General features: G+C 62.9%; 23 protein-coding genes and 1 pseudogene. 14 read left to right on the forward strand and 10 right to left on the reverse strand.

Annotation, left to right across the window (positions count from 1 at the left end; translation table 11 throughout):
- Positions 1-181 precede the first annotated feature (181 nt).
- Complete coding sequence (locus tag C5J26_RS17120) at positions 182-835, reverse strand: glutathione S-transferase family protein (protein WP_105402857.1); 654 nt, start codon at positions 833-835, stop codon at positions 182-184.
- Positions 836-1114: 279 nt separating this feature from the next.
- On the opposite strand from C5J26_RS17120, the gene C5J26_RS17125 reads away from it, so the two are divergent.
- The 7 genes from C5J26_RS17125 to C5J26_RS17155 all read left to right on the forward strand — a co-directional run bounded on the left by C5J26_RS17125 (position 1115) and on the right by C5J26_RS17155 (position 5674).
- Complete coding sequence (locus C5J26_RS17125; protein ID WP_080951252.1) at positions 1115-1270, forward strand: DUF3563 family protein; 156 nt, start codon at positions 1115-1117, stop codon at positions 1268-1270.
- 228 nt (positions 1271-1498) lie between these two features.
- Positions 1499-2059, forward strand: coding sequence for a DUF2062 domain-containing protein (locus C5J26_RS17130; RefSeq protein WP_105402858.1), 561 nt, complete (start codon positions 1499-1501; stop codon positions 2057-2059).
- A gap of 39 nt (positions 2060-2098) precedes the next feature.
- Positions 2099-2500: a holo-ACP synthase gene (gene acpS, locus C5J26_RS17135; protein WP_037080909.1), complete on the forward strand. Its 402-nt coding sequence runs from the start codon at positions 2099-2101 to the stop codon at positions 2498-2500.
- A gap of 83 nt (positions 2501-2583) precedes the next feature.
- Positions 2584-3333, forward strand: a complete 750-nt coding sequence (lepB, locus tag C5J26_RS17140; RefSeq protein ID WP_046605691.1) for a signal peptidase I — start codon at positions 2584-2586, stop codon at positions 3331-3333.
- Complete coding sequence (gene rnc / locus C5J26_RS17145; RefSeq protein WP_105403005.1) at positions 3330-4049, forward strand: ribonuclease III; 720 nt, start codon at positions 3330-3332, stop codon at positions 4047-4049. The genes lepB and rnc overlap by 4 nt, the downstream gene beginning before the upstream one ends.
- Positions 4050-4059: 10 nt before the next feature.
- A complete protein-coding gene (era, locus tag C5J26_RS17150) occupies positions 4060-5013 on the forward strand; it encodes a GTPase Era (protein ID WP_105403006.1) in 954 nt (317 codons plus the stop codon).
- A gap of 163 nt (positions 5014-5176) precedes the next feature.
- On the forward strand, positions 5177-5674 hold the full coding sequence (locus C5J26_RS17155) for a PAS domain-containing protein (protein ID WP_105402859.1): 498 nt from the start codon (positions 5177-5179) through the stop codon (positions 5672-5674).
- Between the two features lie 9 nt (positions 5675-5683).
- Here the strand turns inward: C5J26_RS17155 and C5J26_RS17160 are convergent, their stop codons facing one another.
- Positions 5684-6073 carry a hypothetical protein gene (locus C5J26_RS17160; protein WP_105402860.1) on the reverse strand — a complete coding sequence of 130 codons (390 nt, stop codon included), beginning with the start codon at positions 6071-6073 and terminating at the stop codon, positions 5684-5686.
- A 187-nt stretch (positions 6074-6260) separates the two neighbouring features.
- On the opposite strand from C5J26_RS17160, the gene recO reads away from it, so the two are divergent.
- Positions 6261-7013, forward strand: coding sequence for a DNA repair protein RecO (gene recO / locus C5J26_RS17165; RefSeq protein ID WP_046668412.1), 753 nt, complete (start codon positions 6261-6263; stop codon positions 7011-7013).
- 13 nt (positions 7014-7026) lie between these two features.
- Here the strand turns inward: recO and C5J26_RS17170 are convergent, their stop codons facing one another.
- From C5J26_RS17170 to C5J26_RS17180, 3 genes and pseudogenes are all read right to left on the reverse strand, one after another.
- Positions 7027-8286, reverse strand: a complete 1260-nt coding sequence (locus tag C5J26_RS17170) for an MFS transporter (RefSeq protein WP_105402861.1) — start codon at positions 8284-8286, stop codon at positions 7027-7029.
- 105 nt (positions 8287-8391) lie between these two features.
- Positions 8392-9291 (reverse strand): DMT family transporter, encoded by a 900-nt coding sequence (locus tag C5J26_RS17175; RefSeq protein ID WP_105403007.1) that lies wholly within the window; start codon positions 9289-9291, stop codon positions 8392-8394.
- A gap of 151 nt (positions 9292-9442) precedes the next feature.
- Positions 9443-10330 (reverse strand): annotated as a pseudogene (locus tag C5J26_RS17180) (LysR family transcriptional regulator).
- A 123-nt stretch (positions 10331-10453) separates the two neighbouring features.
- On the opposite strand from C5J26_RS17180, the gene C5J26_RS17185 reads away from it, so the two are divergent.
- Positions 10454-10810 (forward strand): antibiotic biosynthesis monooxygenase, encoded by a 357-nt coding sequence (locus C5J26_RS17185; protein WP_105402862.1) that lies wholly within the window; start codon positions 10454-10456, stop codon positions 10808-10810.
- A gap of 130 nt (positions 10811-10940) precedes the next feature.
- Here the strand turns inward: C5J26_RS17185 and C5J26_RS17190 are convergent, their stop codons facing one another.
- Positions 10941-11330 (reverse strand): helix-turn-helix domain-containing protein, encoded by a 390-nt coding sequence (locus C5J26_RS17190; RefSeq protein ID WP_105402863.1) that lies wholly within the window; start codon positions 11328-11330, stop codon positions 10941-10943.
- A 95-nt stretch (positions 11331-11425) separates the two neighbouring features.
- Between C5J26_RS17190 and C5J26_RS17195 the strand changes: the two genes are divergently transcribed.
- A complete protein-coding gene (locus C5J26_RS17195; protein WP_105402864.1) occupies positions 11426-12172 on the forward strand; it encodes an NADPH-dependent F420 reductase in 747 nt (248 codons plus the stop codon).
- A gap of 16 nt (positions 12173-12188) precedes the next feature.
- Here the strand turns inward: C5J26_RS17195 and C5J26_RS17200 are convergent, their stop codons facing one another.
- Positions 12189-12806: a TetR/AcrR family transcriptional regulator gene (locus C5J26_RS17200; RefSeq protein ID WP_105403008.1), complete on the reverse strand. Its 618-nt coding sequence runs from the start codon at positions 12804-12806 to the stop codon at positions 12189-12191.
- 158 nt (positions 12807-12964) lie between these two features.
- Between C5J26_RS17200 and C5J26_RS17205 the strand changes: the two genes are divergently transcribed.
- Positions 12965-14188, forward strand: coding sequence for an MFS transporter (locus tag C5J26_RS17205; RefSeq protein WP_105402865.1), 1224 nt, complete (start codon positions 12965-12967; stop codon positions 14186-14188).
- A gap of 217 nt (positions 14189-14405) precedes the next feature.
- Here C5J26_RS17205 and C5J26_RS17210 read toward each other — a convergent pair whose 3' ends face one another.
- The 3 genes from C5J26_RS17210 to C5J26_RS17220 are packed head-to-tail and all read right to left on the reverse strand — an operon-like array spanning position 14406 to position 18716.
- Positions 14406-15257, reverse strand: a complete 852-nt coding sequence (locus tag C5J26_RS17210) for an MOSC domain-containing protein (protein ID WP_105402866.1) — start codon at positions 15255-15257, stop codon at positions 14406-14408.
- 10 nt (positions 15258-15267) lie between these two features.
- On the reverse strand, positions 15268-15918 hold the full coding sequence (locus C5J26_RS17215; protein ID WP_105402867.1) for an HD domain-containing protein: 651 nt from the start codon (positions 15916-15918) through the stop codon (positions 15268-15270).
- Entirely contained in the window at positions 15915-18716 is a 2802-nt protein-coding gene (locus C5J26_RS17220; protein WP_105402868.1) for a DUF2339 domain-containing protein, read from the reverse strand. The genes C5J26_RS17215 and C5J26_RS17220 overlap by 4 nt, the downstream gene beginning before the upstream one ends.
- Before the next feature lie 363 nt (positions 18717-19079).
- On the opposite strand from C5J26_RS17220, the gene C5J26_RS17225 reads away from it, so the two are divergent.
- The 3 genes from C5J26_RS17225 to C5J26_RS17235 all read left to right on the forward strand — a co-directional run bounded on the left by C5J26_RS17225 (position 19080) and on the right by C5J26_RS17235 (position 21965).
- Entirely contained in the window at positions 19080-20120 is a 1041-nt protein-coding gene (locus C5J26_RS17225; RefSeq protein ID WP_105402869.1) for an ABC transporter substrate-binding protein, read from the forward strand.
- Between the two features lie 238 nt (positions 20121-20358).
- The gene (locus tag C5J26_RS17230; RefSeq protein ID WP_172745881.1) at positions 20359-21147 is read left to right on the forward strand and encodes an ABC transporter ATP-binding protein; all 789 of its coding nucleotides are present in this window, start codon (positions 20359-20361) and stop codon (positions 21145-21147) included.
- Positions 21144-21965, forward strand: coding sequence for an ABC transporter permease (locus C5J26_RS17235; protein WP_046637490.1), 822 nt, complete (start codon positions 21144-21146; stop codon positions 21963-21965). The genes C5J26_RS17230 and C5J26_RS17235 overlap by 4 nt, the downstream gene beginning before the upstream one ends.
- Positions 21966-21967: the final 2 nt, after the last annotated feature.

Raw genomic sequence — 21967 nt, forward strand, 5'->3', positions numbered from 1 at the left:
TCCTCCTCATTTCCGCCGGCCGTCACGTCCGACGAGCCCGAGGAGGGATTTAGCCAAGGAAAAGGCTGGTCGGAAAGACACCAATCCGCCGATAGAGCTTTCTCGATTCAGGGCAGGATCGGCCCCATCGAGGGAGAAAGAAGGCCCGGATGATGGCTTCGAACCCGGAGGCCGGCCGTGGTCAGCCGGCCGATGCGGCCGTGAAAACAGCCAACTGGGCGGCGAAAGCACGCTTGTATGCGGGCCGCGCTTCGCCGCGGACGACATAGGCGGAGAGGTTTGGATAATCGTCCAGGATATTCGATGACGCTTTCAACCGGAGCAGCACCGACACCATCAGAAGGTCGCCGGCACTGAATTCGCCATCGAGCCAGTCGGCCTCGCCAAGGTGGCGGGAAAGATCGGCCAGCCGTTTCCGGATGGTCTCGTCGAGGGAGCGCAGACGCTTTTCATACCAGGGCTCGTCGCGCTCGAGAATCCTGGCAAGGCTGCGGTCGAAGATCGGCGGTTCCACGGTGTTGAGCGCGGCAAACATCCATGCGATCGCCCGCGCCCGGGCATTCGCATCGTCCGGCAGCAGGCCTCCGTGGCGTTCCGCGATATGGAGTACGATCGCTCCCGACTCGAAGAGAGCGAGATCGCCTTCCTCATATGTCGGGATCTGCCCGAAAGGCTGAAGCGCCAGATGTGCGGGTTCCTTTATCGCCTTGAACGAAACGAGGCGAACGTCGTAAGGCTGTCCCGCTTCATCGAGCGCCCAGCGTACGCGCATGTCACGCGCCAGCCCTCTGCCGCGGTCGGGCGATCGTTCGAAGGCGGTAATAGTAATGGTCATCGTCGTCCTCCATGGCTTGCCCGTCTTGAAGACGGCCGGCTAAACGAGATTCCGACACCCGTGCTCGAAATAATGCCTGCGATCATACCAAACATGCTCAAAAGCGCACGTTCCCTATGCATGATGGAACTGGAGAACTCGGCGCTCGCCTATTTCCTGCGCATCCCCATTAACCCGCCATGCTTCCCGCGCAGGGCTGCCCGGCAGTTGCGGCGTTGGTAAAACATGATGCCGCGTCCTATATTGCTGCAGTGCAATATTAGAAAGAAAGAAGACATCATGTTTGACTCAGTACGCAAGTTCGCCCGCGCTTTCCGCGTCCCCACCACCCAGGACCGTGAAGTCGCTTACCTGAACGAAGCAAACGACCGGATCGACCTCGAATACCGCATGCGCCAGATCGACCGCGGCATGTTCCGCAAGTCGTCCTTCTAAGCGATACGTTCCGATCAGCTACCCGTTCGCGCGGAAAATGACGCCGCGCGGCTGCCGCAGGTCTTCCCGTGTCGACGCGACCGGTGACCGGATCACCTCTGCGAAAGCCGCTCTTATGCAGGGCGGGCCAATTTTCGCCATCATCTTCGGCTTGGGCTAAAGCCTGTTCGCCCGAAGATTCCCGCAGCTGACGGATGAATATCCCGCTGCCGAACCAGATGCGCCCCAATGCCGTTTCGCCGCCGTACACCGCTTGGAATTCGTGAAAGACTGCGCCGTGCCGTCCTGCCTCCCAAGGGCTTTCGCCGCGTCCTCGCATATTATCGCCTGAAGGTGATGCGCATCGGCGGTTCGCCGCATGCGGTTGCGGCTGGGCTTGCGATCGGTGTGGTCAGCGCCTGGACGCCGTTTCTCGGCCTCCACATCCTGTTTGCGATCCCGCTCGCCTATCTCTTCGGCGGCAGCATGATCGCCGCGGCGCTTGGGACCACGTTTGCCAATCCCATCACCTGTCCGATCATCTGGCCACTCACCTGGAAGCTTGGCGAGACCATGCTTGGCCACGACGCCGCCGGCCATGACAGTCTCGATCTCGGCAGGTTGTTTCACCACCTCGACGTCTCGCAGCTCTGGCGGCCGATCCTGGAGCCGATGCTGATCGGTTCCCTGCCGCCGGGCATCCTGTGCGGCCTGGTTTTCTATGCCGTCACTTATCTGGGCGTGCGCAGTTTCCGCAACCGGCGGCTGGAGCGCTTGACGGCGCGGGCCGGAGCCCTCAAGTCAGTATAGGACTGACGAGAACCGGCCGGGCGCCGCAGGGGAGATTTCATGATCATCGGCATGGGCAGTGACCTCATCGATATAAGACGCGTGGAGAAATCCATCGAACGGTTCGGCGAGCGTTTTACCCATCGCTGTTTCACCGAGATCGAGCGGGCGAAATCCGATCGCCGCCAGAACCGGGCGGCCTCTTATGCCAAGCGTTTCGCCGCCAAGGAGGCGTGCTCCAAGGCGCTCGGCACCGGCATCGCCCACGGCGTGTTCTGGAAGGATATGGGGGTCGTCAATCTGCCCGGCGGGCGGCCCACCATGGTGCTCACCAATGGTGCCGCCGAACGTCTCGCGAGCATGATGCCGGCAGGCCACGAAGCGGTTATTCACATCACCATCACCGACGAATACCCTTATGCGCAGGCTTTTGTGGTGATCGAAGCGCGCCTCGCGGCCTAATCGACCATTGCCGCCGCTTTGCGAAGGGTTTAGAGAACGCAAAACCGCTGGCAACAGCCGAGCCGAACAGAAAGACGTCAAACGTGTCCGACAAAGCCGAGACCAAGTCGCAGAACAGCCTCTGGGAAAACATCAAGGTCATCATCCAGGCTCTCCTGCTGGCAATGGTGATCCGCACCGTGCTGTTCCAGCCTTTTACCATCCCGTCCGGCTCGATGATGCCGTCGCTGCTCGTCGGCGACTATATCTTCGTCAACAAGTTCGCCTACGGTTATTCGAAATATTCGCTGCCGTTCTCGCCCAATCTGTTCTCCGGCCGTATCCTGGAATTCAGTGAACCCAAGCGCGGCGACGTCATCGTCTTCCGCCTGCCGAGCCATCCGGACATCGATTATATCAAGCGCCTGATCGGCCTGCCGGGCGATCGCGTCCAGGTTACCAACGGCGTGCTGCTCCTCAACGGCAAGCCGGTTCCCAAGCAGGGCGACGGTACCTTCACCTCCGATTACAGCCTCGATCCGGGCACCGACGTGCCGGTCTTCCGCGAAACGCTCGATAACGGCGTGACCTATGACACGCTCGACCATTCGCCGGTTTCGCGCGGCGACAATACCCAGGAATTCGTCGTCCCGGCCGGCCACTATTTCTTCATGGGCGACAACCGCGACAACTCGCTCGACAGCCGTTTCGACGTCGGTTACGTGCCCGCCGAGAATCTTGTCGGCCGCGCCAGCGTCATCTTCTTCTCGCTCGGCAACGACACCTCGTTCCGTGAAATCTGGAAGTGGCCGACGAACATGCGCTGGGATCGGATTTTCAAGGTCGTCCGGTGATGAAGTCCAAGACGCTTTCGGCGGAGGAACGCGGCCAGCTTGAAAAAGCCATAGGTCATGAATTCGCCGACAAGCAATGGCTCGACCGGGCGCTCACCCACGCGAGCACCGGGTCGGCCAAGAGTGCCAATTACGAACGGCTGGAATTCCTGGGCGACCGCGTGCTCGGCCTCTGTGTCGCCGAACTGCTGTTCAAGACGTTCCGCACCGCCGCCGAAGGTGAGCTTTCGGTGCGTCTGAACCAGCTGGTCAGCGCCGATAGCTGCGCTGTTGTCGCCGACGAACTCGAACTGCATAAGTTCATCCGTACCGGCGCCGACGTCAAGAAGCTGACCGGCAAGCGGATGATGAACGTGCGCGCCGACGTGGTCGAAAGCCTGATCGCCGCCCTCTATCTGGATGGCGGGCTGGAAGCCGCCCGCGGCTTCATCATCAGGTACTGGGAAGGCCGCGCCACCCGCGCAGACGGCGCGCGGCGCGATGCCAAGACCGAGCTGCAGGAATGGGCGCACGCGAAATTCGGGCTGACCCCCGCCTACCGGGTGGACGAAAGGTCCGGCCCGGATCATGATCCCCGTTTCACGGTGACCGTCGAGGTAACCGGCGTGACGCCGGAGACCGGCGTGGATCGTTCCAAGCGCGCCGCCGAGCAGGTGGCCGCCACCAAGATGCTCGAACGCGAAGGCGTGTGGCAGAAACCCTCTGCCGAACAATGAATTGGACACCATGACCGAGAACGACAACAATACCGGTGAAGAGAACGCAGCCGGCCAGACATCCGCTGGTGCGACCCATTCCGGCTTCGTGGCGCTGATCGGCCCGACCAATGCCGGCAAATCGACGCTGCTCAACCGGCTCGTCGGCGCCAAGGTCTCGATCGTCAGCCACAAGGTGCAGACGACGCGCGCCATCGTGCGCGGCATCGCCATCCACAACAACGCCCAGATCGTCTTCATGGACACGCCCGGCATCTTCAAGCCGCGCCGCCGGCTGGACCGCGCCATGGTGACCTCGGCCTGGGGCGGCGCCAAGGATGCCGACCTGATCCTGCTCCTGATCGACAGCGAACGCGGCATCCGCGGCGACGCCGAGGCGATCCTCGAAGGCCTCAAGGACGTCCACCAGCCAAAGATCCTGGTCTTGAACAAGATCGACCGCGTCCGCCACGAAGACCTGCTGAAGCTCGCCGCCGCGGCCAACGAAGCCGTGCCGTTCGAGCGCACCTTCATGGTCTCGGCCACCACCGGTTCCGGCTGCAGCGACCTGATGGATTATCTCGCCGAAACCCTGCCGGAAGGCCCCTGGTATTATCCGGAAGACCAGATCTCCGACCTGCCGATGCGCCAGCTGGCGGCCGAGATCACCCGCGAAAAACTCTTCCTGCGCCTCCACCAGGAACTCCCCTACGCCAGCCATGTCGAGACGGAGAAGTGGGAGGAACGCAAGGACGGTTCGGTGCGCATCGAACAGGTGATCTACGTGGAGCGTGACAGCCAGAAGAAGATCGCGCTCGGCAAGAACGGCGACGCCATCAAGGCGATCTCCACGGCATCCCGCAAGGAACTGGCCGAGATCCTCGAACAGCCGGTCCATCTCTTCCTGTTCGTCAAGGTCCGCGAGAACTGGGGCGACGATCCGGAACGGTTCCGCGAAATGGGACTGGAATTTCCGAAGTCCTGAGCAATGCCATATCCGCCTACGCCGCCGCATGGCGGCGTCAATTCCTTCGGGCATCATCTGCGGACGAGGTAGATAGCTAGCGGTTTTTATCCATCATTATAACGACTTGCTAACGTAGAGCCGACGATACAATTTATCGACAAAGTGGCGCGGAGAGTCATGAATGTCGGACGTCGGATCGGAAGAGGAAGACACGGGCTCGGATAATCCGAATTCTCTCGGCTTCTACAGTTGGGTCGTCCCGGAAAACAAGGTGTATGGCGACCAGGTGATCGCCGACATATTCGGCGTTTCCGAAGAGGAACTGGCCGCCGGCGCCCCCATCGAAAGGGTCATCCGCTACATCAACGAGGGCGACAGGCAACGGGTCGCAAAGGCGATCCACGACGCGATCGTCGGCGGTGGCGCATACCAGGAAAATTACCGCCTTACCCATCCGGACGGGCGGCGGATCGACGTCACCGCCAATGGCCGTTGTCTGCGCGATGCCGAGGGCGTTCCGTATATCTATTCCGGCACCGTCGCCATCCAGTCCGCGGCGGTTGCCGCAACCGATCCTCTGGAACGCCATTGCCGCGCCGCCCTCTGGCTCGCCACCAAACGCCGCCAGATGCTCGCCGCACGCTATCTCACCTCGGCGCTCAACGTGCTCGGCAAATAGGCCTGTGGGTCACTTCTGCCGGTCCATCAGCGCCCTGACCTCCTGGTAGCGGCGTCGGTTGTCCTGGTCCTGCTCGTTGGGTCCGTAGCAGGTCTCGGAAATGCAGAAGCGCTGCAGGCGGAAGGGCGGCTGCCCCTTGTCGAACTCGCACTCGATCTGGTTGGTGAAATCGGTCGGCTTGGCGTCCTCGCGGGTGGAATAGGTCAGCCGCGCGCCAGGCGGATCCAGTTCCGGGAAGGACTGGACGATGCCGGTCTTGATCGACGGCACCAGCAGGAAATTTTTGGCGACCGTGATGCAGGCCTGCTCGAGCTGCTGCGATTGCGCGGCGGCCGGTGAGGGGAGAAGGGTGGCAGGCGAGGCGGCCAGTAGGGCGGCGGCGAAGAGGGCGTGTTTCATGAGGACTCCCAGGGGTCGTATTGGCGGCGCGAATTTCGGACAAGAATCCAAATGGAGGCCGATTTGTTCCAGGCAAGTCCATGGGCACATGCATCTTTGCCGCAACCGCGCGACAGCAGAAACCGATTCAGTCCGAAGGACTTATGCTCTATTGTTGAATCGGCTCGAAAGGAGCTTGAACCGATACATGCAGTGGCAGGACGAAGCGATCATCATAGGCGTCAAGCGCCACGGCGAGACGAGCGTCATCGCCGAGCTGATGACCCGTGACCGCGGAAGGCACCTGGGCCTCGTCCGCTCCGGCCGTTCGCGGGCGATGCAGCCGGTGCTGCAGGCCGGAAACCGGGTGGACGTGGTCTGGCGCGCGCGGCTCGACGAACATCTCGGCGAGTTCAAGCTGGAACCGATCCGCCTGCGCGCCGCCAAGCTGATGGAGACGGCGACCGCCGTCTACGGCGTCCAGGCCATGGGCGCGCTGCTGCGCCTGCTGCCCGAGCGCGACCCGCATCCGCATCTCTTCGATGCGCTGGACATCATCCTCGATGCCTTCGACGATCCCGCCGATGCTGGCGAACTTTTCGTGCGTTTCGAGCTCGCGGTTCTGAACGACCTCGGTTTCGGCCTCGACCTCACCGAATGCGCGGCGACCGGCGGACGGGAAAACCTCGTCTACGTCTCGCCGAAAAGCGGCCGCGCCGTTTCCCGCGAGGCTGGTACGCCTTATGCCGACCGCATGCTGGCCTTGCCGGGGTTCCTCGGAGAAGGCGCCGCTTCGGCGGCCGACCGCGACAGCATGGCGGAGGCCTTCCGGCTCACCGGTTATTTCCTGCACCGCCACGTCTACGAACCCCGGGGCCTGACGGAAAACGCCGCCCGCGACGGTTTCGTCCAGGCGGCGCTGAAGGCGCTTTCGAAGGATGCGGAACGTCAGGCCAGCTAAGGCTTGCCCGCCATTACTCCGCTGGCTGCGGCTGCAATACCCCGCGGTCCACCGCCTTTTCCTGTATCGGCCAATGCACGACGGCGGCAAAAAGGCCGAGTGCCACGCCGAGCCACCAGACCGGATCGTAGGAGCCGAAACGGTCGTAGAGATAACCGCCCATCCACACGCCGAGGAACGAGCCCACCTGGTGCGACAGGAAGACGAGGCCGCCCAGGAGCCCGAGATGGCGCGTACCGAACATGATGGCGACGAGCCCGTTGGTCGGCGGCACGGTGGAGAGCCACAGGAGCCCCATGACGATCGCGAACACGATCACCGAGGTCGGCGTTTGCGGCAGGAGGAGGAAGGCCGTCACCGCGATCGACCGGGCGATATAGATGTAGGCGAGGAAATAGGGTTTGGAATATCGCTGGCCGATAAAGCCCGCGCCAAGCGAGCCGATGATGTTGAAGAAGCCGATCAACGCCATGGCGATCACCGCGTAAGCGGGCGCGATGCCGATATCCCCGAGATAGGCCGGGAAATGTGCGGTGATGAAGGCGACCTGGAAGCCGCAGACGAAGAACCCGGCAGTCAGGAGCAGGTAGCTCTGGTGAGCGAAGGCTTCCTTCAGGGCGGCACCGACCGATTGCTGGAACTGGCTGTGCGACTGGCTTCCCGAGTTTGCATTGCCGCGCAACGGAAAGGCGAGCAGCGGCACGATCAGCATCAGCACCGACAGATAGACCAGACTGTCGGACCAGCCGAAATTGCTGATCAGCGCCTGGCTCAGCGGCGCAAACAGGAACATGCCGGCCGAGCCTGCGGCCGTGCCGATGCCGAACGCCATCGAGCGCTGCTCCGGCGTCACGTTGCGGGCAAAGGCCGAGAGGATGACGCTGAAGGAGCCCGCGGCGATCGCCAGGCCGATCAGCACGCCCCCGCCGATATGCAGCCAGACCGGCGCGTTGGCATTGGCCATGATGATGAGGCCGGCGGCATAGAGCACGCCGGACATGGTGAGGACGCGGCCTGTGCCGTATTTGTCGGCAAGCGCCCCGAAGAAGGGCTGGCCGAGCCCCCAGGCGAGGTTCTGGATCGCCATGGCGAGCCCGAAGGTGGACCGGTCCCAGCCGGTGTCGGAGAGCATCGGAAGCTGGAAGAAGCCCATGGCGGAACGCGGGCCGAAGGTCAGCATGGCGATCAGGGCGCCGGCGACGATGATCAGCCAGGGCATGGAAGCCGGCTTCGGCCTCGAGGGGAGCACGGATGGCGACGCGGACGTGGGCATGGGAGATCTCCTCGAACACAAGGAGCAAAACATACCGCGTGCGCCGCCGTTCTTAAAACAACTTTTGCTCAATCAATCCATCACCAGGATTGATGGCGCGCCGCCTTACGGCGTGCCCGGCGGGTCGATTGCCGGCGGCGCGGCGCGGCCGAGCCGGGCTTCGCGCCAGATGGTGAAGATGCCGGCGCCGATGACGATCGCGACCCCGAGGATCATATTGGCGGTCATCACTTCGCCGAACACGAAGACGCCGATCAGGCAGACCAGCACCGACTGGATATAGGACATCGGCTGCACCACCACCGCATCGAGCAGGTTGAAGGCGCGGATCAGAAGGTAATGCCCGCTTATGCCGGTGATGCAGAGCACCAGCATCCACAGCCAGTCTGCGGGCGTGACCTGCGTCCAGTAGAACGGGCCGACGACGGTGATCGTCACCGCGCCGACGACGCCGGTATAGAAAAAGGCCGTGTCGGAGGTGTCGGTGCGGCTGGCAAGCCGAGTCATGACGGAATAGAGGCCGAACATCAGCGTCGCGACCATCGGGATGACGATCCGGGCGTCGAAGGTGGCGTTGAGCGGGTTGACGATCAGAAGGATGCCGACAAAGCCGATGCCGATCGCCGTCCACCGCCGCCAGCCGACCTTTTCGCCGAGGAACGGCACCGAAAGACAGGCGACCACCAGCGGCGTCGCCGCAAACATCGTGTGGCTGGCCGCGAGCCCGACATGCGAGAAGGAGAAGATCGAGATGACGATCTGCACCGCCAAAAGCGCGCCGCGGGCAACCTGCAGCCAGGGCCGGCGGGCGTTCGCCGCAACCTTCACCCCGCCGGCCGAGCGGCTGGCCAGCGCAAACGCGAAGCCCGCGAACGCCCAGTAGCGGATCATGGTGATGAAGATCGGCGGATAGGCGCTGCCCAGATGTTTGGAAATCCCGTCCTGCATCGAAAAGATCGTCACCGCCGCGATGGCGCAGATGAGGCCGGTGGACCGAGGGGTCATGAAGGCAGTCTCTTTCGGGGAAACCGCCCGGAAACCCGGCCGGCGCATGAGCAGCATATGGTGATGACCCCGTTGTGGCCGTTCGGCAAGGGGCCGGACAACCTGCTTTTGCGAATAGCTGCCATGCGTGTGGCGGGGGAGTGGGGTGGAATCACGCCTTGAACAGTTCGCCAGCCATGTAATCAACGAAAGCCCGGACCTTGAGGGAGAGATATCGATTGGTCGGCCACAGGACACGGAATGTCCCGGTCTCGGCCATGTACTCTTCCAGCAGCGAAACGAGCTTTCCCTCGGCCAGTTCCGATGCCACGGCGAATGGAGGAAGGCAGGTAATGCCGAAGGATCGTTCCGCCAGGTAGATCAAGGGTTCCAGCGTGCTTGCAACGGTGGTCACGGGAAGTTCGATCTTCACCTCGCGTCCGTCGCGAACCAGCGGCCAAGGCTCAAGGGTTCCGGAATTGGCGAACCGGTGGTGAAGGCACTGATGCCGGAGCAGGTCTTCCGGAACCTTCGGCTAACCGTTTGCGGCGAGATATCCGGGTGCGGCGACGATCCTGTGCCTGAAGGTCCCGAGCTTTCGGCTCATCAACCGGGTGTCTCTGACCTCGCCCGTTCTGATCACCGCATCGAAGCCTTCCTCGATGACGTCGACCAGCCGATCAGTGAAGTCGAGATCGAGATTGATCTCCGGGTATGCCTTCATGAAGGCCGAGATCGTCGGCATCAAAAGCATGCCTGCGAGCGGAAGGCTGACGCGAAGTTGTCCGCGCGGGCTCGTCTGCGACCTCGACAACTGCGCCCGGGCCGCGTCGAACTCGGATTGGATCCGCCGACAGGTATCGAGGAAGAAACTGCCTTCTTCCGTCAAAGCCATGCTGCGGGTCGAGCGATGGAACAGCCGCACGCCCATCTCGTCTTCAAGCCGTGAAATGGCCTTTCCCACGGCCGAGCCGGACAATCCCAGACGGTGGGCTGCCGCGACAAAACTTCCGCATTCCGCGACCTGGAGGAAAACTCCGAGCGTTCCAAGCTTGTCCATGACGATCCAATTGCGGAACAAAATTCCGATGTGATGAGAATACGGGCTCGTTTATCCGATATCCGTCGCCGGATATCCAGATGTCGCCGCGGCTGCCAGCCGCATTTTCAAACGGAGACACTCATGGAAACGAATTCTCCCGCCGCTTTCTCGCCGATGCCCGTCCCTACGACATTCATCGTCAACGTCATTCACGCCCATCCCGGCAAGCAGGAGGAGGCGTTCGCCATCATCCAGGATGTCGTCCACTATGTGGCCGAACGGAAAGATGGGTTCCTGTGGAGCACCTTGGCGAAGAGCACGGACGGACAGACCGTCGTCAATATCGAAGCCATCCAGGCCGCCGGAAATGTCGACGAGTTCTTCTCCGACCCGGTATTCGCCGAGAAGTTTCGAAAGCTGGACGGCGTCTCGAAGAGCGAGTTCCACACCTATACCGTGGGTGACCTTGTGCTGCCCAAGCGCGTAGCGGCGCTCTAAGGGGGGAAGGCGAGGGAGCTGTATGCGATGCGTAGAGCTCCTTCCCTTGTAGGAATGAGGCTCAAGGGTGCGTTTCCGACGGGGTCACCGGGGATCGTCAAATCCGCGCGGCGGACATCCAAGAACTCGCTTATAAGGGCTGTTTTGCTGAACTTGATAGGTCCAGCGTTTCCCGACGCAGATAGGTCCAGTCGATCAATTCTGCCATCGCTGGCCCAAGCGCCTTACCCAAGTCCGTCAGCGCATATTCCACCCTCGGAGGTACCTGCGGATAGACTGTTCGGGTAATTATCCCGTCCTTCTCCAGCTCCTTCAGTTGCTGGATGAGCATCTTCTGATTGACGCCTTCCACACGCCTCTCAAGCTCCGAGAAGCGCAGGGGCTCCTTCGCACCGAACAACTGGCAGATAATCACGATCTTCCATTTGCCCTCCAACACTCGGAGGGCGTCCGTGGTCGCTTCTGCCCAAACAAGATGCTGTTGCGGGTCGCCGCAATTCCATTCGCGTTCCTGTGCCATACTTACCTTTTGGTGGGTAACCCACTTTTCAGTCCGTTCTTGCTGATATCGCAGTATGTATTATCTTTGGGAGCTGAATAACAGGAGTAATCACTATGAAAATCGGCATTATCGGTGTTGGCAACATCGGTGGCACGCTTGCTCGGAAGCTCACATCTGCTGGGCATGAGGTCAGGGTCGCCAACTCCAAGGGCGTTGACGATGTGAAGCCATTCGCGGACGAGGCGGGAGCCACGGCGGTGGACGTGCGCGGGGCCGTCTCCGGCGCGGATTTGGTCATCATGTCCATCCCTCTCCCTGCCCTGGGGAAGTTGCCAAAAGACCTTTTCAAGTACGTGCCTGGGAGTGTCCCTGTCGTTGACACTAGCAACTACTATCCGAGGATGCGTGACCCTCAGATTGCTGACCTTGATGCAGGCGAGGTGGAGAGCGTGTGGGTGTCAAAGCAACTCGGCCGTCCGATAATCAAGGCCTTCAACAATATCCTTGCCGAGTCCCTGTCGGAACTCGGTCGGCCAGAAGGCGCTGCCGGTCGATTGGCTGTGGCAGTTGCGGGAGACGACGCCGCGGCCAAGCAGGTTGTCATGGGTATCGTCAATGAGATCGGTTTTGACCCGGTTGACGCCGGATCGCTGGCGGAATCATGGCGGCAGCAGCCTTCAACGCCCGCCTATTGCTGTGACTACCCCGCCGCCACCATGCGCAAGGCTCTCGGCGCTGCGGTGAAGGGCGAAGCACCTAAGAAGCGCGATCAGTTGCCCGACAAAATGGGGGCGCTTGGCCCTAACCCCACCCATGCTGACGTGGTGGCGATGAACCGCTCGCTCAACCCGCTGACCTGACGAGCGAGCCTCAACTTCACCTCTCCACCAACAACCCCGAAACCAGCGTCAGAAACGCCTCCACCGCCTTTTTCGACACCGCTTTCGGGTCCTCGGCACTGGCGATCCAGAGTGCGGCACTCAAGGTCGCGCCGTTGACGAGGCGGGCGGTGGCTTCGGCGTCGACGGGGCGGATCGTGCCGTCGTCGATCAGTTTCTGGATACTTGCGGTGGTGGTGCGGATGCAGGCGCTCTGGCTCGGCCATTGCGAGGGGTCGCCGAGCACCGCCGGTCCGTCGAGCAGCATGATCCGTTGGATTTCGGGCTCCAGCGACATCTCGATATAGGCGACGCATTCGTCGACGAAGCCGCGCCAGGTATTGTCGGCCCGGCTCGAGATCTCGCAGAGCCGATCGGATATTTCCGCGTCGATCTGCGTGACCACCGCCATCAGCAGGCCCTTCTTGTCGCCAAAGTGGTGGTAGAGCGCCCCGCGCGTCAGCCCGGCGCCGGCGGTGAAATCGTCCATCGAGGCTTCTGCATAACCTTGGCGCGCAAACGCATGCCGTGCGGCGGCGATCAGCTTGGCCTTCGTTTCGGCGATCATTTCCTTGCGCGGCCTGGCGGCGCTCCTCGGGGGCGTGCCGGGAGCCATCTCGGTGACGATCTTGTCTGCCATCTTCTCTGCCATGCGGACTCCGAATTATTCGCATACGTGCCGTATGTGAATTGACATACGAAACGTATGCGACTATTTACCTCACATACGCGGCGTATGTAAGTCCTCATTCAAAATAACCCAAGGAGCAGGTTATGCCCAATCCCTATCGCGAAATATTCGCAAGGCCGGGTACCAAAGGTTTTTCCGCCGCTGCTTTCGTAGCGCGGCTGCCGCTGCCGATGACGACGATCGGCCTTGTCGCCATGCTGTCCCAGACGCATGGCGAATATTGGCTGGCCGGCGCGGTCTCGGCCACCTTCGCACTCGCCAACGCCTTCATCTCCCCGCAGGTGTCGCGCTGGGTGGACGCCAGGGGCCAGTCGGCGGTGCTGGTGCCGACCACGATCATCACCCTCCTGGCGCTTGTCGGCCTCGCCGCCGCCGCCTGGATGCGCTGGCCGAACTGGACGCTGTTCGCCTTCGCGTTCGTCGCCGGGCTTATGCCGAGCATGATGGCGCTGGTGCGCGCCCGCTGGTCGGAAATCTATCGCGACCGGCCGGAATTGCACACCGCCTTCGCCTTCGAATCGGTGATGGATGAGCTCGTCTATATCTGCGGCCCGGTCTTCGGCATCGGTTTGAGCGTCGCGCTCTTCCCGGAAGCCGGCGTGCTCGCTTCCGCCGCTTTCCTCGCCGTCGGCACGGCGCTGTTCGTGGTCCAGAAGTCGACCGAGCCGAAAGTCGATCCGCTGCGGATGAAAGGCGGCGGTTCAGTCATGCGGCTGCTGCCCATGTGGTTCCTGGTCGTGGTCTTTGCCGGCATGGGCACCATTTTCGGCACGGCGGAAGTCTCGGTCGTCGCCTTCTCGGAAGCGCTGGGCAACAAGGGTGCCGCCAGCTACATCCTGTCGGCCTATGCCGCCGGCTCCTTCGTGGTCGGCCTCGTCTTCGGCGCCATCAAGTTCAAGTCGTCGCTGGCCCGCCGGCTGCTCTTCGCGAGCCTGGTCGCTGCCGTCACCACGCTACCCATGCCTTTCGTCGGCAGCCTCTGGGCGTTGACGGCCGTCATCTTCCTCGCCGGTGCCGCGATTTCGCCGACCTTCATCAGCGCCATGACCCTGATCGAGCGCATCGTTCCCTCGTCGCAGGTCACGGAAGGCATCACCTATGCGATGACCGGCGTCAGCATCGGCTTTGCCGCCGGCTCCTCGCTCGCCGGCTGGACGATCGATGCCTACGGCGCCTCCAACGGCTTCTGGGTCGCCGTCGCCGGCGGCGCGGTGGCGCTTACCACGATGCTCGCCGGTTACGGATTGCTGAGCCGCCCGGATCGGCAGGCGGTGCCAGGGGCAGGGGCGCTCAATCCTGCTGAGTGATCTCTTTGGGTGACTTTCTGCGGGGAGGCAGCCCCTCACCCCGCCTCCGCTACGCTCGGCGACCCTCTCCCCGCAAAGCGGGGCGAGGGGGACCGGATAGGGCGCGGCAATAGCCTTCTCCCCGCCTGCGGGGAGAAGGTGCCGGCAGGCGGATGAGGGGCTACCCTCGGCAATCATCTCCAGAGCCTTCACCGCGAACCAATTTCCGTCAGTCGTCTCAGGCCCGCCGCTTGATCGCCCAGGCCTCCGCCCGCTCGGCAACCACCGTCGCAATATCGCCAACCTTGATATGGCCGGTGCCGCGCGGCACGGCGTTCCAGCCGAACAGCGGGCCGGGCACGCGCCGGTCGGCGGACATGCGGATGCGGCCCATGGCGGGGATCGGGTCCGGCACGTCGCGCGAACCGGTCTGCTGGTCCTGGGTGGTCATGATGCAGCGGGCGCAGGGCTTGACGAAATCGAAGCGGATGCCGGCGATTTCGATGCCGGTCCAGCCGTCCTCCGCCCAAGGTTCGTCGTGGTCGAGCACGATGTTCGGCCGGAACCGTTCCATGCCGACCGCGCCTTCGCCTCTCGCCGCCATGTCCGCATTGAGCGCGGCAAGCGACCCGGTCGTGGTCACCAGCACCTGGTAGCCGTCGGCAAACGTCACCGGCGAATTGTCGCCCGCCCATTCGGGGCTTGCAACGCGCTTTGCCGCATCATCGAAGAACACCAGCCGGATATCACGGCCGAGCCATTCCGACAGCACCGCATTGGCCGCATCGTCGGCAAGCGCCGCGTTGACGCTGGATTTCCACACCACGGTTTCCATGCGCCGCTCAGTCGGCGGCCGGGCGACGCTGATCTCGCCCTGACCTTCCATCGCGAAGCGCACGGCATCGGTTCCGGGGTAGACCTGAAGCCTGGCGAGAGACTGCAGTTCCCGCTGGGTGATGAACATGCCTGTCGGATCGACGACCATCATCTCCCGGTCGCCAGGAATGCCCGCGGCCGTGATCTCCGCTTCGCCAAGCCCAATGCCGCGGCCGCTTTTCAGGGGATAGAAGTTGAGTTCGCTGATCCGCATGGTTTCTCCTTCAGATCTCGTCGATGAAGAGGTCGAGCACCTGGCGCAGGCGCTCATGCCGTTCGGTGGCAAGCGCGCGGCCCGTCGCCGTCTGGAAGCCGTCGGCGAGCTTGAACAGTTTCACCTCGAAATGGTCGATCGCAAACGCCTTGTCGTCGAGCGGGCGATGTCTGGCGAGCGGATCGGCCGGGTCGTAGAGGCCGGACCCCATCCGCCCGGCGATATAGAAACAGCGCGCCGCCCCCACCATGCCGATCGCATCCAGCCGGTCCGCATCCTGCAATATCCTGGCCTCCAGCGTCTCGGGCAAGATGTTGGCGGAAAAGCTGTGCGCCGTCACCGCATGCGCGACGGCCGCGATATCCGTCTTGTCCCAGCCGAGATCGGCAAGGATGGTTGCGGCCTTTTCCGCCGCCAGCCGCGAGGCCTGCGCCCGCAGCGGCGAGTTCTTTTCCACCGAAACGCAATCATGCAGCAGCACGGCAGCGGCGAGCACCCGCCCGTCGCCGCCTTCCTTGGCATGGATGCGCATCGCGTTACGGAAGACGCGCAGGATATGGGCGATGTCGTGCGAGCCGTCGTCGCCTTCGGTCGCATGCGGGATCAGGGTCTCGGCAAGCGCCTCGAAGGGTGAAAAGGCGGCGATAAGCGAAACGGTCACGAAGCGGGTTCCTGGGAATCGATAGCTGCGGGTTCACCGCTCTTGTTCACCAGAATGCGCTGGTAGAAAAGCCCGATCCCGATCAGCACCGCACCGAGCCCGATGAAGGACAGCGCCCGGAGGATCCCTTCGAGGTTCGACATGTCGACCAGGAACACCTTTACCACCGCGACCAGCACGAGAGCGGCGGAGGCGAGCCGCAGGCTCTTGGCGTCGAGCTTGGAGCCGATCGCCAGCAGCGCCACGCCGATCAGCAGCCAGACCACGGAATAGGTGTAGGTCTCGGCGGCGATGAACCCCTTCCAGTCGGCGATGTTTTCACCCTGCCAGAAGCGCCGCACGGAAAGCGTCGCCCAGAGGAAACCGAGCACCGCGCCGGCGAGCGCCAGCATGACCACGTAGGGCGTCGGCCGCCGCCCGCGTGCGTAATAGGCAACGAGCGCATAGGCAAGGCCGGGCAGGAGGTAGCCGAGCAGCAGCAGGTTGAGGAAAGGCCAGGCGCCGGTGTTTTCGCCGCTGAAATAGGGGTTGAGCGCAAACACGTGCAGCGACAGAACGTTGATGGTCGCAAGCACGCCGGCGATCATCGAGCCCCAGCGGAACACCGGGCTCGGCGACTTGAGGTCGAGCGTCATCAATATGCCCGAGAAGCCGACCGTCAGCAGCGTGTAGATCGACTGCTCGCCAAGCGTCGGCACCCGGTCGTCGAGCACGCCGCCGTTCATCGCGTGGCGCACCAGAACGGCAACCGTCATGAGAGCGGCGAGCGAGGCCAGCGCCTGCATGAGGTTGCGGATGCGGAAATCGGAAGAGCCCTTCAGGAGATAGGCCGTCACGATCGCCAGCAGCGTCGGAATGCCGTAGCCCGGCAGAAGCGCGTTGAAGAACGGCGTGGTGCCGAGACTGTTCTGGCCGATCAGCGTCGGCTCCCAGGCGATCCGGCCGAACACCATCAGGATCGCCGCCGCCATCATCCAGGGAAGCGCCGGCCATGGCCGCGCCCGCATGCCCAGTACATAGGCAAAACCCAGCACGGACAGGAGAATGGTGGTGACGATGCCGTTGGTCAGCGCGTGCAGCGCGAACGTGAAGCCGGCAAACGAGCCGGCGATGAAGAAATTGGCCGCCCAGTCGATGCGTCCATCGCTCGTCTCGTCACGCTCGCGGAACAGCCATTCGGCACCGGCCAGCAGCACGAGGCCGAGGCCGACCCCGTAAAGCCCATGCGTCCAGTCGCGTCCGAGATTGCCGAAATTGAGGAAGCTGATGGTCGCCAGCGCCACCGGCACGCCGGACATCAGCACGCTCCAGACCATCGAAAATTCCGGCTCCGCCCTGCGGAAGCGTTTCAGGAACGCAAAGCCGAGCAGCGTGAACACCGCCCCGAGCAGCAGGCTGATGGCGATTTCCGTCGCATAGGTCACGACCGGCAGCGGTTCGTTGCCGACCGGTTGCGGCACATAGGTATCGAGCAGCATCAGCGCCACGACGGCAAGGACCAGCACCGACCCGCAGGCGGCGATCATCGCCGGCCAAACCGTATAAGCGCGGCTGGCGCCGAGTGCGGCAAGGGCCGCGATCACGGCAGCGGAGGCGAAGTACGGATCGATGCCGGTGACCGTGTCCGCGACCAGCATGGCGAGCGCCGGCAGCACCGACATGATCGCAACCGAGAGCGTGATGGCCAGCGGCTGGCGCCCGAGCAACCCGCTCCAGCCGGTCTTGGCTACACGGTCTGTGCTATAGGCGGCACCGGGCCAGAAGAAGCCGGTGCCGGCGATCATCACGATCAGCGTCAGCGTCGACGGCATCGGGTCGAACTCGGCGGCGCCGAACGTGTAGGCGATCGCCCAAAGCCCGATGCCGATATTGGCGAGCATCGGCACGATCGTCCAGCGGCGGAAGCGCGAGGCGGCATTGACGGCCACCCAGGTGAGGCAGAGGAAGGCGAACAGCGCATTGGGGTTCGGTTGTTCGCTGGCGACCAGGGCCGGCGTCAGCAGCGAAGCGAGCAGGCCGAGCCCGGCCAGCGCCTGCCCGTGCAGCAGCGACAGTCCAAGGGTTGCAAAGGATACGAGCGCGAGCAGGATGAAGGCCGGCGTCGCGCCGATAAATCCGTAGACGCCGTAGGCCGCATAGATCGCGCCCAGCAGCGTCACTGCACCCGCCGCCGTCAGCGCGCCGGGGATCATCGCATTGCTGAACCGGTCGGATACCTGCGGCATCGCCCGGCGCCGCACGATCTCGCCGCCGGCCATCAGGACGAGGCCGAACAGGCAGGCGAGCACGAGGCGTGCGCCGGGTCCGAGCAGCCCGGCCTCGATCGAGGCGCGCACCAGAAAGATGCCGCCGAAGGCAAGCGCCACGCCGCCGACCCAGACCGGCCAGCGGGCACCGAGATAGCTTTCGAGGTTTTCTGTGGTCTTCAGTTTGGCCGGCGTCGGTGCCCTCGCTACAGCCGGGGCAGGAGCCTCTTCTATGGCCGGAGCCTCCTCGGCAGTCGTGCTCGCCGCGATCGTCTCCTCCGGCAGGGCCGCGGGCGCAGCCGGAACAGCCTCGGGCACCGGCTCTGCCTGAGCAGGCGGTTCCTCGACGGCCGTCTCGGTGGTGACAGCCGCTGCTGCAGCCGGAACGGCCGCCGGCCCTGCCATGGGCGTGGCAGCGGAAACCGGTTGCCGAGCCAGGAGATCGGCCTTGACCGCCTCGAGCTCCTTTTCAAGCAACGTCACCCGGGCCGATGTCTTGCGGTGGAGACCCGTCATCAGGATCACCAGCAGCAGAAGGAGGATTTCGATCATCGGCACGCTCGCGAGTGAAGAGTTCGGTCTTGCGTTTATACAATTGCCGGACGAGGGAAGGGAAGAGCCGTTCCACAGCCAATTTCCAATCGGAAGCCTTGGAAACTATTGTCGTTTCGGAGTTCCGTTTGCCGCATCCGGTAGCCGGCAGGTCCTTTGCAACGTGGTCCGGACGGTCCCAGGTGGCGCGGCGGCTCTCGCTGAAAAGATAGGCAGCGTCATGTGCACCAAAGTTGCATATGCATATTGAGTGTGCGATATGAAAATATGATTGTTTTATGTGCAGTTTCGACTTGCGCGGCCCCTGAATAAGCGCTTGGATGCAGGCCATCCGCACAAAAAACTCCAGGGGGACGACCTTTCATGATCTCGCGCAGACTGCTCTCAAAACTTTCGGCCGTCGCGGCACTGGCGCTTGCTGCCGGCTTTTCTATGCCGGCCGGCCAGGCTGTGGCGCAAACCGCGGTCAAGTTCACGCTCGACTGGAAATTCGAAGGCCCGGCTGCCGGCTTCCTGCTCGCCCAGGACAAGGGTTACTTCAAGGCCGAGGGCCTCGACGTCACCATCGATACCGGCAACGGCTCGGTCGAAGCGATCCCGCGTGTTGCGACCGGTGCCTACCAGATGGGTTTCGGCGACATCAACTCGCTGATCAAGTTCCTGGACGAGGATTCCTCCCAGAAGATCAAGGCCGCGATGATGGTCTACGAGCGCCCGACCTTTGCGGTCGTCGGCCGCAAGTCGCTCGGCATCACCACCGATCCGAAGTCGCTGGAAGGCAAGAAGCTCGGCGCGCCTCCTCCGGATGGTGCCTTCGCGCAGTGGAAGGCCTTCAAGCAGGTCGCCAAGATCGACGATTCGAAGATCACGCTGGAATCGATCGGCTTCCCGGTCCGCGAGCCGATGCTCGCCCAGGGTAAGGTCGACGCCGTCTTCGGTTTCGCTTTCTCGGTCATCCTCAACCTGAAGGCCCAGGGCATCAAGGATGACGACATCGCCACCATCCTGATGGCCGAGCACGGCCTCAACCTCTATGGCAACGCGGTGCTCATCAACACCGATTTCGCGGCCAAGAACCCGGCCGCCGTCAAGGGCTTCCTGAAGGCACTCGCCAAGGGTTTTGCCGATGCCGTCGCCAAGCCGGAAGAGGGCGTTGCCGCCGTCCTCAAGCGCAACGAGACGCTCAACAAGGATATCGAGCTCGAGCGCCTCAAGATGGCGAATGCGATGAACATCAAGACGCCCTACGTGGTCGCCAACGGCTTCGGCGGCATCGACCCGACCCGCCTTGCCGCCTCGATCGACACGCTGAAGGTCTCCATGGGCCTCAAGGGCAACGTCAAGGCTGAGCAGGTTTTCGACGCCAGCTTCCTGCCTGCCAAGGCGGAGCGTATGCTGCCGTAGTTTGTGACGTTGCGGGCGGACTTGGACCCCCTCACCAACAAAATCTAAGACTTAGCTTTCGCTAAGATCTTGATTTTGTAACCTCTCCCGCCAAGGGAGAGGTAAACCCGCAGCGATGCGGCATCTCTATCTCTCCCCTTGCGGGAGAGAACGCGATTTCAACATCTTAGCGTAGCTAAATGTTAGAAATCGCAAGTGAGGGGACATTCATGACGGCAGCGGGAAAGAAAGAAACCCAATGACGCACCTCGTTACCATCGACAATGTCGACATGCGCTATGGCGGCGCGGCCGGCACGCTTGCCGTCTCCGGCCTCACTATGAAGGTCGGCAAGGGCGAGTTCGCGGCCGTCGTCGGCCCGTCCGGCTGCGGCAAGTCGACATTGATGAAACTGGTCACCGGCCTGCACATCCCGCAGAGCGGCGTGGTGATCGTGGCGGACAAACAGGTGACCAAGCCGGTCTCGATCGTCGGCATGGCCTTCCAGAACCCGACCATGCTGCCCTGGCGCACCACGCTCGACAACATCCTGCTGCCGCTCGAAATCGTCGAGCGACATCGCCACCGCCTGCGCGCCAACAAGAAGGAATATGTCGAGAAGGCCGAGCACCTGCTCGAAACCGTCGGCCTGAAAGGGTTCGGCTCGAAATTCCCGTGGCAGCTTTCCGGCGGCATGCAGCAGCGCGCCAATCTCTGCCGCGCACTCATCCACGAACCCGAACTGCTGATGCTTGACGAGCCGTTCGGCGCGCTTGACGCCTTCACCCGCGAGGAACTGTGGTGCGTCATCCGCGACCTGCACGCGGCGCAAGGCGTCACCATCGTCCTCGTCACCCATGACCTGCGCGAGGCGACCTTCCTCGCCGACCGCATCTTCGTGATGAGCGCCCGTCCCGGCAAGGTGCTGAAGGAACACACCGTCCCCTTCGCGCGGCCCCGCGATCTGGAAGTCATGTACGAAAAGGCCTTCAACGACATGGTGCATGAACTGCACGGCGAAATCGCCAGCGCGAGGGTGGTCGCATGAGTGTCGTGACCGGAAATACCGCCGCTCCCGCCACGCCGGCGAAGTCGCTTGCCCAGCGCATAAACTGGGTGAAGCTCGCCCCCTGGCTCTACACGATCGGGCTCTTCGTCCTCTGGGAACTGCTGGTCATCGTGCTGCAGACGCCGCCGACCATCCTTCCGGCGCCCTCCCGCGTCTTTCAGGCAATCGTCCAATACTGGTCGCCGATCTGGAAGAACTCGCTGCAGACGCTTTATACGACCACCGTCGGCTTCGCGATCGCCGTCGTCGCGGGCCTTGCGATCGGCCTCTTCATCGGCTGGTCGAAGGCGATCTATGCCGGGCTCTACCCTTTGATGATCGGCTTTAACGCCATCCCCAAGGTGGCGCTCGTGCCGATCCTGGTCATCTGGTTCGGCATCGGCGCCGTACCGGCCATATTAACCGCATTCCTGATCTCCTTCTTCCCGATCGTCGTCAACGTCGCGACGGGCCTTGCCACGATCGAGCCGGAGACCGAGGACGTGCTGCGCGCGCTCGGCGCAAAGAAGCTCGATATCATGCTGAAGGTCGGCATTCCGCGTTCCATGCCCTATTTCTTCGGCTCGCTGAAGGTGGCGATCACGCTCGCTTTCGTAGGCTCCGTCGTGTCTGAAACCGTCGCCTCGAACTACGGCCTCGGCAACATGATGAGTTCGGCCCAGAGCCAGTTCAACGTGCCGCTGGTCTTCGCCGGCCTCTTGATGCTCGCTGTCGAAGGCATCGCCATGTATGCGCTGATGGCCTGGATCGAGCGGCGCATGACGGGCTGGGCCCACCGCTCGACCATGTCGCAGTAAGG

The organism is Neorhizobium sp. T7_12 (assembly GCF_002968535.1).
In the GTDB taxonomy this organism is placed as follows: Bacteria; Pseudomonadota; Alphaproteobacteria; order Rhizobiales; family Rhizobiaceae; genus Neorhizobium; species Neorhizobium tomejilense.